This is a genomic window from Robertkochia flava, assembly GCF_020166515.1.
GTDB classification, from domain to species: Bacteria; Bacteroidota; Bacteroidia; order Flavobacteriales; family Flavobacteriaceae; genus Robertkochia; species Robertkochia flava.
The window spans coordinates 50092-65586 of sequence record NZ_JAINZT010000001.1 but is presented as its reverse complement, the minus strand read 5'-3'; the positions used below and the strand labels follow the sequence as shown (position 1 = coordinate 65586).

The 15495-nt window shown below is 49.3% G+C and carries 13 protein-coding genes; 8 read left to right on the top strand and 5 right to left on the bottom strand.

Annotation, left to right across the window (positions count from 1 at the left end; genetic code table 11):
* Window positions 1–264 precede the first annotated feature (264 nt).
* The 5 genes from pdeM to K7R11_RS00265 all read right to left on the bottom strand — a co-directional run bounded on the left by pdeM (window position 265) and on the right by K7R11_RS00265 (window position 6599).
* Entirely contained in the window at window positions 265–909 is a 645-nt protein-coding gene (gene pdeM, locus K7R11_RS00285) for a ligase-associated DNA damage response endonuclease PdeM (RefSeq protein ID WP_224487742.1), read from the bottom strand.
* Between the two features lie 95 nt (window positions 910–1004).
* On the bottom strand, window positions 1005–3467 hold the full coding sequence (locus tag K7R11_RS00280; protein WP_224487740.1) for a ligase-associated DNA damage response DEXH box helicase: 2463 nt from the start codon (window positions 3465–3467) through the stop codon (window positions 1005–1007).
* Window positions 3464–5047, bottom strand: coding sequence for an ATP-dependent DNA ligase (locus K7R11_RS00275; RefSeq protein WP_224487739.1), 1584 nt, complete (start codon window positions 5045–5047; stop codon window positions 3464–3466). The genes K7R11_RS00280 and K7R11_RS00275 overlap by 4 nt, the downstream gene beginning before the upstream one ends.
* Entirely contained in the window at window positions 5047–6072 is a 1026-nt protein-coding gene (locus K7R11_RS00270) for a ligase-associated DNA damage response exonuclease (RefSeq protein WP_224487738.1), read from the bottom strand. Before K7R11_RS00270 ends, K7R11_RS00275 begins: the two co-directional genes overlap by 1 nt.
* A 74-nt stretch (window positions 6073–6146) precedes the next feature.
* Window positions 6147–6599: a ferritin-like domain-containing protein gene (locus K7R11_RS00265; protein WP_224487737.1), complete on the bottom strand. Its 453-nt coding sequence runs from the start codon at window positions 6597–6599 to the stop codon at window positions 6147–6149.
* A 473-nt stretch (window positions 6600–7072) separates the two neighbouring features.
* Between K7R11_RS00265 and K7R11_RS00260 the strand changes: the two genes are divergently transcribed.
* The 8 genes from K7R11_RS00260 (at window position 7073) to K7R11_RS00225 (ending at window position 15292) form a co-directional block, all read left to right on the top strand.
* Window positions 7073–7627 (top strand): 30S ribosomal protein S16, encoded by a 555-nt coding sequence (locus K7R11_RS00260; RefSeq protein ID WP_224487736.1) that lies wholly within the window; start codon window positions 7073–7075, stop codon window positions 7625–7627.
* A gap of 8 nt (window positions 7628–7635) precedes the next feature.
* Window positions 7636–8160: a ribosome maturation factor RimM gene (gene rimM / locus K7R11_RS00255; RefSeq protein WP_224487735.1), complete on the top strand. Its 525-nt coding sequence runs from the start codon at window positions 7636–7638 to the stop codon at window positions 8158–8160.
* A 22-nt stretch (window positions 8161–8182) separates the two neighbouring features.
* The gene (locus K7R11_RS00250) at window positions 8183–8902 is read left to right on the top strand and encodes a tRNA1(Val) (adenine(37)-N6)-methyltransferase (protein ID WP_224487734.1); all 720 of its coding nucleotides are present in this window, start codon (window positions 8183–8185) and stop codon (window positions 8900–8902) included.
* A gap of 151 nt (window positions 8903–9053) precedes the next feature.
* Window positions 9054–10796 (top strand): GMC oxidoreductase, encoded by a 1743-nt coding sequence (locus tag K7R11_RS00245; protein WP_224487733.1) that lies wholly within the window; start codon window positions 9054–9056, stop codon window positions 10794–10796.
* 11 nt (window positions 10797–10807) lie between these two features.
* On the top strand, window positions 10808–11521 hold the full coding sequence (locus K7R11_RS00240; RefSeq protein WP_224487732.1) for a gluconate 2-dehydrogenase subunit 3 family protein: 714 nt from the start codon (window positions 10808–10810) through the stop codon (window positions 11519–11521).
* A gap of 91 nt (window positions 11522–11612) precedes the next feature.
* Complete coding sequence (locus tag K7R11_RS00235) at window positions 11613–12791, top strand: acyl-CoA dehydrogenase family protein (protein ID WP_224487730.1); 1179 nt, start codon at window positions 11613–11615, stop codon at window positions 12789–12791.
* A gap of 629 nt (window positions 12792–13420) precedes the next feature.
* Window positions 13421–14635 carry a DNA polymerase IV gene (gene dinB, locus K7R11_RS00230; protein WP_224487728.1) on the top strand — a complete coding sequence of 405 codons (1215 nt, stop codon included), beginning with the start codon at window positions 13421–13423 and terminating at the stop codon, window positions 14633–14635.
* Window positions 14636–14908: 273 nt separating this feature from the next.
* Complete coding sequence (locus tag K7R11_RS00225; protein WP_224487726.1) at window positions 14909–15292, top strand: endonuclease domain-containing protein; 384 nt, start codon at window positions 14909–14911, stop codon at window positions 15290–15292.
* The last annotated feature ends 203 nt before the right edge of the window (window positions 15293–15495 follow it).

Below are 15495 nucleotides of genomic sequence, written 5' to 3'. Positions count from 1 at the left end.
AAATCTAGGTCAAATCAGGGAGATCGCCACGCTCTCCCGAAGTATCGGGCTCGCTCGCGAAGACGACTTTATAAAACCCGTCCCTCGTCCCTGCAACTCGTTCCTGCTACCGGGAGATCGCCACGCTCCGCTATGGCGGAGCTCGCAAAGACGATCATCCATAATTAACCATTCATAATTCATAATCGATCCCGCTTGCGGGATCACCCATTCCCGACTCCTGCCTACCTGGCGGTATGGCAGGCAGGCCCGCCTAACTACTAACTACTCACCACTAACCAACACCACTTCCTCCGGGGTTACCGCAAAAACCCTATCGGTCTTATCCGGGCTCATAATGTATTTCCCGGTGAATTCCCCGAATGCGGGCAGGATCAGTTGTTTTTCTTTCTGGAAGAAGCAGGGGAGTTTCAGGGTTTGCCTGCCAGGGCCCTTCAGTCGGATACCGGGATGGATATGGCCGCAAATGTTAAAATAAGCAGTTTTCTCACAGGGTTCATGGGTGAGCAGAAAGGAACCGATACACCATTCGTCTTTGATGCTCACTCCAACAGCTTCCAGCTTGTGCTCCGGAATGATATCGTGGTTCCCGGTTACCAGTATCAGTTCAGGAGTTGCATTCCGGACCCATGTCTCAAAAAGTAACCATTCGTTGTTGATATAGCTGTGAAAAAGGTCCCCGAGGAAACAGAGGGTTTCCGGTTTAAAGCGTTCGCACACCGCTTCCAGTTTTTTATAGGGTTCAAACATGGTCTCTTCGGGGACGGCCATCCCGTTCTTTCGGAAATGGGTGGCTTTACCCAAATGCACATCGGCAATAAGCAGTGTGGAACGTTCCTTCCAATACGCTGCCCCATAAGGGTGGAGCTGGAATTCCTGGCCATGTATGTTAATTTCCCTGATGTGCATTTCTATGATCTGCTCGCTTTGGTATTATGTGGTTTCTTTTCGGGAAAAGAGGGATCGAAAAGGAGTTAAAATTAGACAATTCCCCGGAAGCCTTCTTATTTTTCAAGTTGTAGTTTCATTTTTCGGATCCTGTCGGCGAGCTTTTCTGAAGAGAGTTTTTCCCGAAGCCTGTCGGTAATGATAGGAAAGGAGAAAGGGGTAGGTCTTTCGCAATTTCGCCACACGATTTCCTGTTTGCCGATGCGTTCCAGGGCCTGTATGAGCCTTCCCTCTTCCAGGGAGTGTTCGAAGGTTTCCCTGAAGGCCTGCAGGTATAACAGGTTGTCTGGTTCGAAATCCCGAAACACATTAAAGAACAACTGGGAACTACTCTGCAGGTGTTTGCTTTTAAGTTGTTTGTCGGGGTAGCCCTGGAACACCAACCCGGAGATCACCGCAATATCCCTGAATTTTCGTCTTGCCATTTCTGTGGAATTCAGGCTTTTTTGCAGGTCTTCATGCACATAGGAGGTGCTGAAAAGGTTGTTGTCAAGTACTTGCTCTATATCCATGGCCTGGTCAGACAGCAATTCGAATCCATAGTCATTAAAAGCAAGCGAAAAACTTATGGGGTGAAGCAGGCTGATACGGTAGGCAAGCAGGCTGGCCATAGCCTCATGTACAAAGCGACCTTCGAACGGATAAAAAATGGTGTGATAGCCCTCCCTGGTCTTAAAGGTTTCGATCAGGAATTCCTGTGGGCCGGGCACTACCGATTCCTTTCGCTGACGCTCAAATACCGGGTGCAGCGCCTTTAGTTCTTCTGAAAGTGAAGGCTGTTCCGGTGCATTAATCCCGTAAAGCTCTTCCCTTAGCAAGGCGCTCATCTGGGAGGAAAAGCTCATCCGTCCTCCCATCCAGCTGGGTACCTTGGCCGTTTTCTTTTTAGAGCGTTTAACCAGTACCTGCATCTGTTTGATCCGGAAAAGTTCGAGGTTTCTTCCTGCGAAAGTAAATGTATCCCCCGGTTGAAGTTTGGAGATGAACCACTCTTCAATGTGTCCGAGATAGCCCCCTTTGAGGTATTTTACCGTAAGCATGGCATCACTTACAATGGTACCAATGGAAAGTCTGTGGCGCATGGCTACACCCCTGCTGTTTACCTTGAACAACCCATCATCCATGATCTCCACCTTCCGGTATTCATCGTATTCCCGGAGCGTCTGACTGCCCATAGTAATAAAGTTCAGTACCCACTGCCATGCTTCAGGGGTGAGTCCCTGGAAACAAAAGGTCGATGTGATTTCGGGATAGAGGGTTTCCGGATAAAACCCATCAGAGACGGCAAGGGAGGTCAGGTATTGTATCAGTACATCGTAACAGAGCAGGTAGGGGATGCGGTCTTCCACGGCTTTTTCCTTTACGGCTTTTTTCAGGGCAGAGGCCTCAATAAGCTCCATAGCATGGGTGGGCAGAAACCAGATCTTACTTTCTTTTCCCGGCTGGTGTCCGCTTCGCCCGGCACGTTGCAGAAAGCGCGCCACTCCCTTAGGTCCTCCGATCTGGATGATGGTCTCTACAGGGGCGAAATCCACACCCAGGTCAAGGCTTGAGGTACAGACCACAGCTTTGAGGCTGTCATTCCGGATGGCATTTTCTACCCATAACCTGGTTTTTTTGTCGATACTGCCATGGTGCATGGCGATCTCCCCGGCAAATTCAGGGTATTTGGAAAGAATGGCCTGGAACCAGATCTCACACTGCGACCGGGTGTTGGTAAAGAGCAGGGTCGATCTGCTTTCCCTGAGAATGGGAATGACCTCGTCCAGCAGGTGAATCCCCAGGTGGCCGCGCCAGGGGAACTTTTCCATTTTTTCGGGAAGGACAGATTTTACCTGGATACGTTTGTTCAGCCTTGCCATGATCAGGACCGAGTTTTTCAGATGGCCGGAATCGGGCCCCAGGAGCACTGCTCTTGCCTGCTCGAGGTTGCCAATGGTGGCAGAAATGCCCCATATGCGCATCTGCGGACAAAGTGTCTTTAATCTTGAGATTGCGAGTTCGGTTTGCACCCCTCTTTTACTGCCCATTAACTCATGCCATTCGTCGGCTACGATAGCCCTGCAATTTTTGAAATATTTGGCGTGATTCTTTGAAGCGAGAAGTAAATGCAGGCTTTCCGGAGTGGTGATGAGCAGGTCGGGCATTTTTTTTCGCTGAGCAGCCCGCTCCTTCTGGCTGGTGTCTCCCGTTCTTATTCCAACCTCCAGGCCAATGTCGAGGTGGTCGGCAAAGGCTTTGGCAGCCTGGGCGATCTCCAGGGAGAGGGCACGCAGGGGAGTGATCCAGATGGCTTTAACCCCGCCTTTCTCAGTGCCCGGTGTTTCCAGGTCGTGTTTCAAAGACATGGCTATGGGCACCCATAAAGCATAGGTCTTTCCGCTGCCCGTAGGGGCATTGAGAAGGCCGTTTTTACCTTTTAGGAAAGCCTCCCAGGTTTGTTTTTGAAACGGAAAGGGTTTCCATCCCCTTCTTTCAAACCAAAGGCCCGACGCAGCTATGATCTCTCCTGTGTTCATAAAAATGCTTTCAGGTCGTCAAGGGTGTTGGCCTCTTCAGGTTTTTTATCCTTTCTCCAGCGCAGCATCCGCGGAAAACGGACAGCCACCCCGCTCTTATGTCTGCTGCTTGGAGCAATGCCTTCAAAGGCGATCTCAAAAACCAGTTCGGGTTTTACCTGGCGTACCGGGCCGAACCTGTCGGTGGTGTTTTTCTTTACAAACCGATCCACTTCCCTGAATTCAGCATCGCTCAGGCCGGAATAGGCCTTGGCAAAGGTGGTTAGTTCCCCTTCATGCCAAAGGGCAAAGGTATAGTCGGTAAAGAGATTGGTGCGTCTTCCGTGACCGCGCATGGCGTAGGTGAGAACTGCATCGATGGTCAGCGGGTCTACCTTCCATTTCCACCAGTCCCCTTTTTTACGGCCCACCCCATAAGGGGCGCTTCGCCTTTTCAGCATCAGTCCTTCGCTTTGTTCTTCCCGGGCATGTGCCCTGTATTCGGAGACTTCTTTCCAGGTTTTAAAAGGTAAGAGCGGAGATAGTTCGAGACGTTCCGAATCCTGATGGTGAAGCGGGAAGAGGTGTTCCAGTTGGGATCTCCGTTCTTCCATGGATCTGTCCCGGATATCCTGACCTTTCCACTCCAGGAGGTCATAGGCCTTAATGAAAACAGGATTTTCAGTCAGTAATTTTTTGCTCACCGTTTTACGACCCAGACGCTTCTGTAGGTCGTTAAAACTGCCGATCTCCTTTCCTTTCCTCACCAGAAGTTCTCCGTCGATGACCGTCCCATCCGGGATACTTGCTGCCAGTTGTTCCAGTTCTGGAAATTTATCGGTAACCAGTTCTTCACCCCGACTCCAGACGAACACCTGTTGGTCTCTGCAAACGAGCTGGGCCCGGATCCCATCCCATTTGTACTCGGCAAACCAGGCTTTTGGATCGCCAAGCTCCTCCGGGGGATCTTCCAGGGGGTAGGCCAGGTAAAACGGGTAAGGTTTGCTTTTTTCGGCGGCCTCCTGTCCGGAATAAATGAGTTTTTCAAAAGTAGTGGTTGCCGGAGTCCAGCCCCCCATAAGCTGATAAGCGAGTACATCTTCTTCCTGCCCGGTGGCTTTGGCCAGGGCACGGGTCATTAGTTTCTGACTGATCCCGATCCGGAAACCTCCGGTAAGTAATTTGGTGAAGGCGAATCGTTCGTAATGGTCGAATTCCAGCCATGCGGTTTCCAGGTAGCTGCGTTGCTCTCGTTCCGGTTTTCCTCTCAGGGCCACCAGGTCCTGCATGCGCTGATGCAACGACTTCTTATTGGAGCTCTTCTCCTGTGGGATCACCAGGGCAATGGTCTCGGCCAGGTCCCCGACAATATGGTATGATTCCTCGAAAAGCCAAAGGGGTATCGAAGCGATGGCAGAAGCCCATTCCCGCAACCGGGTAGTGTTTACCGGGCGTTTTGGCCTGCGGTGAGACAAGAGCGCAATGGTCCAGAGCTTATCAGGGTCTTCCGCTTCCCGGAAATATGTACTTAACAGGGCTACCTTCCTGTTGGTACTGTTGGTGCTGTCTAGATTTTTTATGAGTTGCGCAAAGTCTCTCATCAGGCCGTTTCTTTATCTTCAGCAGAAGCATTCTCCTCCTGGTCTCCTTCGAATTCCGTATGCTGCGTATAAGCGTTGTACCCCAACTCTTCCCTCAGGTACCTGGAGAAGATCTCCGTATACCCATGGGTGGTGACCACCGTTTCACATTCTGTAGCCTTAACCGCCTTCAGTAAGCCGCTCCAGTCGGCGTGATCAGACAGTACAAAACCCCGGTCTACTGCCCTTCTTCTTCGCGCCCCTCGAAATGCCATCCATCCGCTTGCAGAAGCCGTAACAAAAGGAGCGAATTTGCGCAACCAGACACTTCCATGGGCACTTGGCGGTGCCAGGATGAGGTTGCCCCGGATTTCCGCTTTCGGAGTGTCTTTGTTTATGGGTATGGTGGGAGGCAGTTCCATGAAGGTTCTTAATACCGAGGTCATATTTTCGATGGCCCCGTGGGTATAAACCTTTCCTATGCTCTGATCGAGGTGTTTTAACAGGCGCTGGGCTTTTCCCAGGGAATAGGCAAATAAGACAGAAGTATTTCCTTCTTCCTTATTTTCCCGCCACCAGGTGTTAATGTCGTGAAATACCTCTTCCTGGGGACGCCAGTTAAAGGCCGGGATCCCGAAAGTGCATTCTGTGATAAACCCATGACATCTTATAGGTTCAAAGGGCTGGGAGATCCCGTCATCTTCCAGTTTATAGTCGCCGGTAAAAACCCATACTTCGCCCTTGTGTTCTACCCGGATCTGAGATGATCCCGGGATATGACCCGCAGGGTGAAAACTGAATTTCACATTGTTCACCAGCAGGGGCTCTCCCCAGGAAATACCTTTGGCAGAAATAGTTCCCAGGCGGGAGGTGATAATGGGCTTATTGTGATGATGGGTGATGTATTGGCGGTGACCCCATCGGGCATGATCGGAATGGCCATGAGTGATCAGCGCCTTGTCGACGGGCCTCCAGGGGTCGAGATATACCCCGGCCGGTTCACAAAAAATGCCTTTTTCGTCAAAGGCCAGTAAGGGTCTTTTCATAGCGGAAGGAAGTTACGAAAAAACATAAAAAAACCCGGGATATTTCCCGGGCTCTCGAGGTTATCTATTTAGGATCAGGATGCCATCTCATCGTACAGTTTCACTTTGTTGATGGAGTTTTGAATTGCATCCTTATGCTTTTTAAGCAACTCTACCGTACTTGGCGGCAGGGTGCGTTGTTCTTCGAGGATCTCATTGTATTCCTTGATAATCTCTTTCTCTCCTCTCAGGCATTCTTCAAGAACGACCTCTACCTTATTTTCAGATAGCAACGCTTTTAAATTCGTCCAGAATCTGTGGGTGTCTGCTTTAAGAGTTCCACTGTCTTCGGGGATTTCTCCATAGCTCAGAATCTCTCTTCTCAGGTCTCTGGCAAAATCGCCTCGCTGCTGGGCGGTTCGCTTAAAAAACATTTTTATTTCAGGTTGATCTATTCGTTGCATTGCGTTTAAATATCCTTTTTCGGCGTCGTACGCTTTTTCGAGCAGAACATTTAAACGGTCTGACATCATTTTGCTAAACTTCATTGGTATTCTGCTTTTAATTGGTTCAAATTCAAGGTTACTGTTTTTCAGTAACGCAACTATAACTTAACACATAATTACCTTATTATCAAATATTTAAGAGGGTTTATCATTAGTTTAACGGAAAGTGTTAAGAGTTGTTAAGGGATTTTCTTGTTAAAATGTTTTAGGGAGGTAGGGAAGCAGGGAGACGGGGAGAGAGGAAGATGGGGAGACAGGGAGACGGATGCATCAAAGGCGGGGGGGGTTAGGTCTGACGTAGTAATTTCTTAAATGGAGATTCGGAGGATATAGTTTTTCTGTTCTGTGAATTAAAAACTCCAACTCCAACTCCAACTCAAACTCATAACTGAGAATAAATCGCTCTACCTTGTTTTTAATGCTGTAAAGTATAAGAATAATAAGATTTTAGTTTATATTTGCACCCTCAAAAAATTAATAATAGGGGTCGTGAACCCCAACTAATTAATGTAATTATGCCTGTTAGAATCAGATTACAAAGACACGGTAGAAAAGGGAAGCCTTTTTACTGGATCGTCGCGGCTGACAGCCGTTCAAAAAGAGATGGTAAATTCCTTGAAAAACTGGGAACTTACAATCCTACTGCTAACCCTGCACAGATCGACCTTGATGTAGATGGATCTGTAAAGTGGTTAAGAAACGGGGCTCAGCCTACTGAAACTGCTAAAAGAATTCTTTCTTACAAAGGAGCTATGCTGAAGCATCACCTGCTTAAAGGTGTTGATAAAGGAGCTCTTTCTGAAGATGAGGCCATCAAGAAATTTGAAGCCTGGTTAGAAGAGAAGGACGCTAAGGTGTCTTCTAAGAAAGAGGATCTTGCTAAAGCTGAAGAAGAAGCTAAAGCAAAAGCTCTTGAAGCAGAGAAGGAAGTGAATGAGAAGCGTAAAGCTGCTGCTGCTGAGGCTGAGGCCGAACTGCATGCTGCTGAAACTGCTGCCGAGGAAACTACTGCTGAAGCTGAAGAACCAGCTGCAGAAGGTGGTGAAGAGACCAAAGAAGCTGAAGCATAATCTGTTTTATGAGAAAAGAAGATTGCTTCTATCTCGGTAAAATCGTTAGAAAATACAGCTTTAAAGGGGAAGTCTTAGCCAAGCTGGATACAGACGAACCCGAACTCTACAAAGATCTGGAATCAGTGTTTATTGCCATGGGCAATAACCTGGTTCCTTTTTTTATTGAACAGTCTTCGCTTCATAAGGGGACACTTCTTCGTATGAAACTGGAGGAAGTGGAAACGGAGGCCGAAGCCGATAAACTGATGCAGGCCGAACTTTACCTCCCGATGGCCATGTTGCCGGAACTCGGCGATAACCAGTTCTATTTTCACGAAGTTGTCGGTTTTGACATTGAAGATGAAAATTACGGACATGTGGGCGTAATCGAAGGCGTGAACGACAGTACCGCCCAGGCCCTTTTCGAGGTGAACCGGGATGGAAAACAGGTGCTTATCCCCCTTAATGACGAATTCATTGTGCGGGTCGACCGCAAGGCGAAAAAGATCATTGTCCGCACGCCGGAAGGCCTTATAGATCTCTATATTTAGTCTGACTTTCAGTTTACATTTTATGTCTGCTACCCCCTTTCGTTTCAAGCAATTTACTATCCACCAGGATCGTTGTGCAATGAAGGTAGGTACCGACGGGGTCTTGTTGGGCGCATGGGCAGTAACAGCGCATCGTCCGGGAGCAATTCTTGATATCGGTGCGGGTACCGGGCTGGTTGCGCTTATGCTGGCACAACGATCGGATGCCGGTCTTATTGATGCCCTCGAGGTGGACGACGATGCCTTTGAGCAATGTGTGCAGAATTTTGAAGCCTCGCCCTGGAACGATCGCTTGTTCTGTTATCACGCCGGTTGGGATGAATTTGTGGATGAGATGGATGATACTTACGACCTGATCGTATCCAATCCGCCTTTTTATTCATCAGAATATACAGCCGAAGAGGAAAACCGGGCAAGGGCCAGGTCCAATTTCGCCTTGCCGTTTGACGAACTCATTTCCGGGGTCCCGAAGTTTCTGAATCCGGGTGGCAGGTTTTGTATGGTGGCTCCCTATGCGGAAGAGGCAAATATACTGAACCTGGCGGCAGACCAGGGACTGTATCCCCATCGCTTACTCAGGGTCAGAGGGCATGCAGAGGCGCCCTTGAAACGTACCTTTTTTGATTTTTCCACAGTGAAACTCTCCACTCCTCAAACCGGGGAGCTCATCATTGAGATAGGCAGGCATGAATATACCGATGCCTATATTGCACTTACCAAAGATTTCTATCTAAAGATGTAGGGGTTCCTATGTCCTGTGTGCTGCACAGAGATCTTCATAGGACAAATTCGATGGCAAGCTGCAGTTGACTCATCGATTTTTCTTATTCGTATCCCATATTTTAGCAAAAAAAGTAGGATATTTTGGCTGAATTAATTCAATTGACCAGCCTATGTCTTTTCAAATTAAGAAGAATGCTTCTGTATACGACATCTGTATCGTAGGGTCAGGAGCCGGGGGCGGAATGGCCGCGAAGGTGCTTTCTGAAGCCGGATATAAGATTGCCCTGATGGAAGCCGGGCCACGCTTTGACCCTGCTAATCCCGAACAGCAAACCCAGTTAAAATGGTCGTATGAATCGCCCCGACGCGGTGCCGGAACCACCCGGGCCTTCGGAGACTTTGATATGGCCTATGGCGGTTGGGAGATCGATGGAGAACCTTATACCAGGAAAGACGATACGAAGTTCGACTGGTTCCGGTCCCGGATGCTGGGAGGCAGAACCAACCATTGGGGAAGGATTTCCCTTCGTTTCGGCCCCCTGGACTTTAAGCGGAAGGATTTTGACGGAAAGGGTGATAACTGGCCCATTGGATATGACGATGTAAAGCCCTGGTATGATAAGGTGGATAAGCTGATCGGGGTATTTGGTACCCGGGAAGGGTTGGCTAATGAGCCCGATGGGTATTTCCTGCCTCCGCCAAAACCCAGGTTGCATGAAATGTATCTGAAGAAATATGGAGAACAGATGGGGCTGCCTGTTATTCCTGCCCGATTGTCCATTTTAACCAAACGCATCGATACCCGTCGCGGAGCCTGTTTCTATTGTAACCAGTGTTCCCGTTCGTGCACCATTTACGGAGATTTTTCATCATCTTCGGTATTGGTGAAACCGGCCCTGGAGTATGATAATGTGGACCTGTTCGTGAATGCCATGGTTCGGGAAGTGCTTACCGATGAGAACGGAAAAGCCACAGGGGTGAGCTTTATCAATAAGACCGATATGGAAGAATACCAGGTAAAGGCTAAGGTGGTGATCCTTGCGGCCAGCGCCTGTGGTTCTGCCAGGATACTGCTCAATTCACGCTCAGAGAAATATCCTAACGGATTGGGGAATTCCAGCGGACTTATCGGTCGTTATCTTCACGATTCAACCGGAGCCGACAGGGCGGCCTTAATTCCATCGCTCATGGACAGGAAACGCTATAATGAAGATGGGGTGGGAGGCATGCACCTCTATGTGCCCTGGTGGATGAAAGATGCCAGTAAGCACGGATTCACCAGGGGGTACCATATCGAATTCTGGGGAGGCATGGGCATGCCGTCGTACGGTACCGGTTTTGGAATGGAGAACCTCAATGGCCTCGTTGCGGGAAAGGATGGAAATATGAAAAAGGCCGGTGGATACGGCGCATCCCTCAAAGATGATGTCAGGCGTTTTTACGGTGCCGTCGTAGGCATGTCAGGCAGGGGGGAAAGCATCCCTCAAAAGGATAATTACTGTGAACTGGACCCTGAGGTGGTAGACCAGTACGGAATACCGGTTTTGCGATTCCATTACAAATGGACCGATGACGAAAGGCAGCAGGCAAAGCATATGCAGGATACCTTTGAGGAGCTGCTTACCAATATGGGGGGAATCATGTTGGGGGATAAGCCGGGAGCCGATGAAGATCACGGACTGCATAACCCGGGCCGAATTATTCACGAAGTGGGAACCACCCGTATGGGTGACGATCCGAAGACTTCAGTAGTCAACAGGTACAACCAATTGCACGATGTTAAAAATGTATTTGTGATGGATGGCGGACCGTTCGTTTCCCAGGCCGATAAGAATCCGACCTGGACCATCCTGGCCCTGGCCTGGAGAGCCTCGGAATACCTGAACGAAGAGATCAAAAAAATGAACGTTTAAAGAAAGCAATTATGGACAGAAGAAAAAGTATAAAAGCCATGTTTGCCGGAACGGTAACCTCCGGGTTTATGTTCTCCGGGTGCCTTACCGATAAAGAGGCGGAATTGAAGAGTTCAGATATCGCGGAGGGTGAGATCGTTGCAGGAGGAGGCTACGGAAGAACGCCGGAAGAACTGGCCAGGGACCAACGCCTGGTGAGTGAGACTTTCTTTAACGAACATGAGATGGCGACCATAGCTGTATTGGCTGACCTTATCATCCCGGCCGATGAGAGCTCAGGCTCGGCTACCGATGCCGGAGTGCCTGAATTCATTGAATTCATCGTAAAAGACATGCCCTGGCATCAGACCCCGATGCGCGGCGGTCTCATGTGGTTGGATCACGAGAGTAACAGGAGGTATGATCTGGAGTTCATAAAAGCTTCGGAAGACCAGCAAAAGGCTATTCTTGACGATATCGCTTATCCCGATGAGGTAAAACCCCAGTTTGAACATGGGGCGCAATTCTTTTCCAGGATCCGGAACCTGGTGGCTACAGGGTTCTTTACCAGTAAGATGGGTATTGAAGACCTGGGATATCAAGGAAATGTGCCTAATGTATGGGATGGGGTGCCCAGGGATGTGCTTGAGAAACACGGCCTGGAATACGATGAAAAGATCCTTACCCAAAGCATTAAACCCGAAGAACGTAATGATGTGATGAGCTGGGATGATTACGAAGTGTAAATAATGGAAGTCCATTGTTAAAATTATAACATTTCGCTATTGTAATGTTATATTCCATTATTTACCTTTGGGGAACCTAATTATGAAAACTATGAAACCTGACCTCTTTGAAGCACCCGACTATTATCAGATAGACGACCTCTTATCTGATGAACATAAACTCGTTCGCGATGCGACCCGCCAATGGGTAAAACGCGAAGTTTCTCCCATTATAGAAGACTTTGCCCAACGTGCCGAATTTCCCAAACAATTGTTGGGTGGATTGGCAGAGATTGGGGCCTTCGGACCTTATATTCCTGAAGAATACGGAGGGGCTGGCCTGGATCAGATCAGCTACGGACTCATTATGCAGGAGATCGAGCGCGGTGACAGTGGGATCCGTTCTACCGCTTCCGTACAGTCGTCCCTGGTCATGTATCCTATCTTTACATACGGATCGGAGGCGCAGAAAAGGAAGTACCTGCCTAAACTGGCCTCCGGCGAGTTTATAGGATGTTTCGGGCTAACGGAACCCAATCACGGGTCTAATCCCGGGGGAATGGAAACCCGTTTTAAAGATATGGGCGACCATTACCTGCTGAACGGCGCCAAACTGTGGATCTCCAATTCGCCTTTTGCGGATATCGCGGTGGTATGGGCTAAAAATGAAGAGGGACGTATCCACGGACTCATCGTAGAGCGGGGTATGGAAGGTTTTTCTACTCCTGAAACCCACAACAAGTGGTCGTTAAGAGCCTCGGCCACCGGAGAGTTGATCTTTGACGATGTGAAGGTGCCTAAAGAAAACCTGTTGCCCGGGAAAAACGGATTGGGAGCACCCCTGGGGTGCCTGGATTCTGCCCGTTATGGGATTGCCTGGGGAGCTATCGGAGCAGCGATGGACTGTTACGATACGGCCCTGAGATATGCCAAGGAGCGCACCCAGTTCGGGAAGCCTATTGCCGGCTACCAGCTGCAACAAAAGAAACTGGCAGAAATGATCACCGAGATCACCAAGGCCCAGTTGCTGGCCCTGCGTTTGGGGCAGTTAAAGAACGAAGGAAAGGCTACTACCGCCCAGATCTCTATGGCCAAACGAAACAATGTGGACATGGCCATCAAGATCGCCAGGGAAGCCCGGCAGATCTTAGGAGGAATGGGAATCACCGGCGAGTACAGCATCATGCGCCATATGATGAACCTCGAAAGTGTGATCACCTACGAGGGTACCCACGATATTCACCTGCTCATTACCGGAGCCGATATCACCGGAATACAAGCCTTTAAATAGGGAGTCGGAAGTCGTTAGTCGTGAATAGAATAGATAAAAAAGCCGCTCTCCTGAGCGGCTTTTTTCGTTATGAGGTTATGAAGTGAATGTCATTGCGAGGCATGCGTAGCCTGCCGTGGCAATCTCCTTTTCGGGAAGTACGTCATTGCGAGCCTGCCTTTCGGCAGACAGGGCCATGTAATGGACGTGGAAATCTGCTGAACGTTAGTGTCACTTCATTTGAAATGTCCTGTCTTCGCGAGGGAGTGAAGCGACCGCGGCGATCTCCCAAATCTGGTAACACAGCCTGTTTGCCGATTTCCGACGTTACACCTCCTCATCCATGAATAATAAAATCCTGAGTCCTGGGTTGCAGGGTGAAGGATCTTCTCATATTACCTCCGTGCTGAATGAAGAGATCCTTTCCTAAAACTGCAGTGGTATAATCGGAAGATCGCTATGTCCCGTTCCCGAAAGCCTTCGGGAATCAGGACTCGTGAAGACAATAACATTTAAACTCTTGCCCTGTCTCCCTGTCTCCCTATATCCCTATATCCCCACCTCCCCACCTCCCCACCTCCCCATTTTAACAAAATCCCTGTACCATCCTATTGGAATAATTCCTAATTTTGGGAAAAATTCCAATCAAAATGGACCGAACCATTCTTCATCTCGACCTCGATACGTTTTATGTGTCGGTCGAACGACTTATAGACAGCAGGCTTAAAAAGCGTCCGCTGCTGGTGGGCGGTACCAGCGATCGCGGGGTGGTGGCGGCCTGTTCGTACGAGACCCGTGCCTTTGGGGTGCATTCGGGCATGCCCATGAAAATGGCCAAACAGCTGTGCCCGGAAGCGGTGGTGATCCGTGGCAATGCCGGGGTGTACAGCAAGTATTCCGATAACGTGACCGAGATCATCAAAGAGCAGGTGCCCCTTTTTGAGAAGTCGAGCATCGATGAGTTCTACGCCGACCTGTCGGGAATGGACCGTTTCTTTGGGTGCTATAAATACGCCTCCGAGCTCCGGCATTCCATCATTAAGGAAACCGGGCTGCCCATTTCCTTCGGGCTCTCCGTAAACAAGGTGGTCTCCAAGGTGGCTACCAATGAGGCCAAGCCCAATAACCAGCTCAAGATCGACTACGGATTTGAAAAACCTTTCCTAGCCCCGCTGTCCATCAGGAAGATCCCCATGGTGGGCGATAAAACCTACCAGACCCTGCGCAACCTGGGACTTAAGCAGGTGAAGACCATACAGGAGATGCCGAGGGATATGATGCATTCGGTACTGGGGATGAACGGCGTCACGATCTGGGACCGGGCCAATGGTATAGACACCTCCCCGGTAATTCCTTTTAATGAGCGGAAATCCATTTCCACCGAGCGCACCTTCGACCGGGATACCATAGATGTGGTTCGCCTCCGGGGTATCCTGATGGCCATGACCGAGAACCTGGCCTTTCAGCTTCGCCGCGGGGATAAGCTAACGGCCTGCGTGGCAGTGAAGATCCGCTACTCCGATTTCAATACCTATTCCAGGCAATTGCGTATTCCCTATACCAGTGCCGACCATGTGCTGATTCCCTCCATCCTTGACCTCTTTGAGAAGCTGTACAACAGGCGGTTGCTGGTGCGCCTTATCGGGGTGCGCTTCAGTCACCTGGTGGGAGGGAATTATCAGATCGATCTTTTTGACGATACCCAGGAGCGCCTCAGCCTCTATGACGCGATGGACAAAATCCGGGAACGTTTCGGGGAACGCAGCGTGCTCCGCGCCTCAGCTATGGATGCCAAAACCATCGGACGGATGTACAATCCCTTTAACGGGCAGCCGCCACCGGTGCTGGCACATAGGAAACAATAGGGAGTGGTGAGTCGGGCCTGCCTGCCATACCGCCAGGTAGACAGGAGTCGGGAGTGGGTAGAGAATGGGAATTATGAATTGTGAATGATGAATGAAGGTTTGATAAATAATGAGGCTCCTTCCCCTGGTCAGGGGAAGGTGGCATCGGGAAGCGATGACGGAAGGGGTTGATATGAATATTATTGTTTCAACCCACCCCGTCTCGAGGCTTTACCTCGATCCACCCCGCCCTGATCAGGGCGGGGAGCCCTCTATAATTAGAAAATCAATGAAATGACAGGAATGAAGAGCAGAAGGGTCCATAATCGGGATAGATCCAGGGATTTCAGGAAGTTTTTAAGAAGCCGGATGACTCCTGCTGAGACTTATTTATGGGGATTTCTGAAAAACAGAAAACTGGAAGGGAGAAAGTTTCGAAGACAGCATGGCATAGGTAGATATGTGGTGGATTTCTATTGTCCATCAGAGCGTTTGGTTATTGAATTGGACGGACAAATTCATTTTGGAGATGATGATGTGGCAAGCTATGATGAGAAAAGAGCGGCTTATTTTGAAAATCTTGGGATAGAGGTTCTTCGGTACGAGAATAAGTTTGTGTTCGATTATCCGAGATGGGTTTTAGAAGAGATAAAAGAAAAATTTAATAGAAGTAAATAAGAAGGTTTGATAAATAATAGGCTCCTTCCCCTGGTCAGGGGAAGGTGGCATCGGGAAGCGATGACGGAAGGGGTGGACCTGAGTAGGCTTTTGATACAACCCACTCCGTCTCAGGACATGGTCCTGATCCACCCCGCCCTGACCAGGGCGGGGAGCCCATTTTTGTTGTTTCAATTAACAACTACCCGTAACCCGTAACTTAT

Excerpts from the sequence above, each read along its gene's own strand:
- pdeM (WP_224487742.1), bottom strand. The coding sequence starts at position 909 with ATGCACATCAGGGAAATTAACATACATGGCCAGGAATTCCAGCTCCAC.
- K7R11_RS00280 (WP_224487740.1), bottom strand. The coding sequence starts at position 3,467 with ATGAACACAGGAGAGATCATAGCTGCGTCGGGCCTTTGGTTTGAAAGA.
- K7R11_RS00275 (WP_224487739.1), bottom strand. The coding sequence starts at position 5,047 with ATGAGAGACTTTGCGCAACTCATAAAAAATCTAGACAGCACCAACAGT.
- K7R11_RS00270 (WP_224487738.1), bottom strand. The coding sequence starts at position 6,072 with ATGAAAAGACCCTTACTGGCCTTTGACGAAAAAGGCATTTTTTGTGAA.
- K7R11_RS00265 (WP_224487737.1), bottom strand. The coding sequence starts at position 6,599 with ATGAAGTTTAGCAAAATGATGTCAGACCGTTTAAATGTTCTGCTCGAA.
- K7R11_RS00260 (WP_224487736.1), top strand. The coding sequence starts at position 7,073 with ATGCCTGTTAGAATCAGATTACAAAGACACGGTAGAAAAGGGAAGCCT.
- rimM (WP_224487735.1), top strand. The coding sequence starts at position 7,636 with ATGAGAAAAGAAGATTGCTTCTATCTCGGTAAAATCGTTAGAAAATAC.
- K7R11_RS00250 (WP_224487734.1), top strand. The coding sequence starts at position 8,183 with ATGTCTGCTACCCCCTTTCGTTTCAAGCAATTTACTATCCACCAGGAT.
- K7R11_RS00245 (WP_224487733.1), top strand. The coding sequence starts at position 9,054 with ATGTCTTTTCAAATTAAGAAGAATGCTTCTGTATACGACATCTGTATC.
- K7R11_RS00240 (WP_224487732.1), top strand. The coding sequence starts at position 10,808 with ATGGACAGAAGAAAAAGTATAAAAGCCATGTTTGCCGGAACGGTAACC.
- K7R11_RS00235 (WP_224487730.1), top strand. The coding sequence starts at position 11,613 with ATGAAACCTGACCTCTTTGAAGCACCCGACTATTATCAGATAGACGAC.
- dinB (WP_224487728.1), top strand. The coding sequence starts at position 13,421 with ATGGACCGAACCATTCTTCATCTCGACCTCGATACGTTTTATGTGTCG.
- K7R11_RS00225 (WP_224487726.1), top strand. The coding sequence starts at position 14,909 with ATGACAGGAATGAAGAGCAGAAGGGTCCATAATCGGGATAGATCCAGG.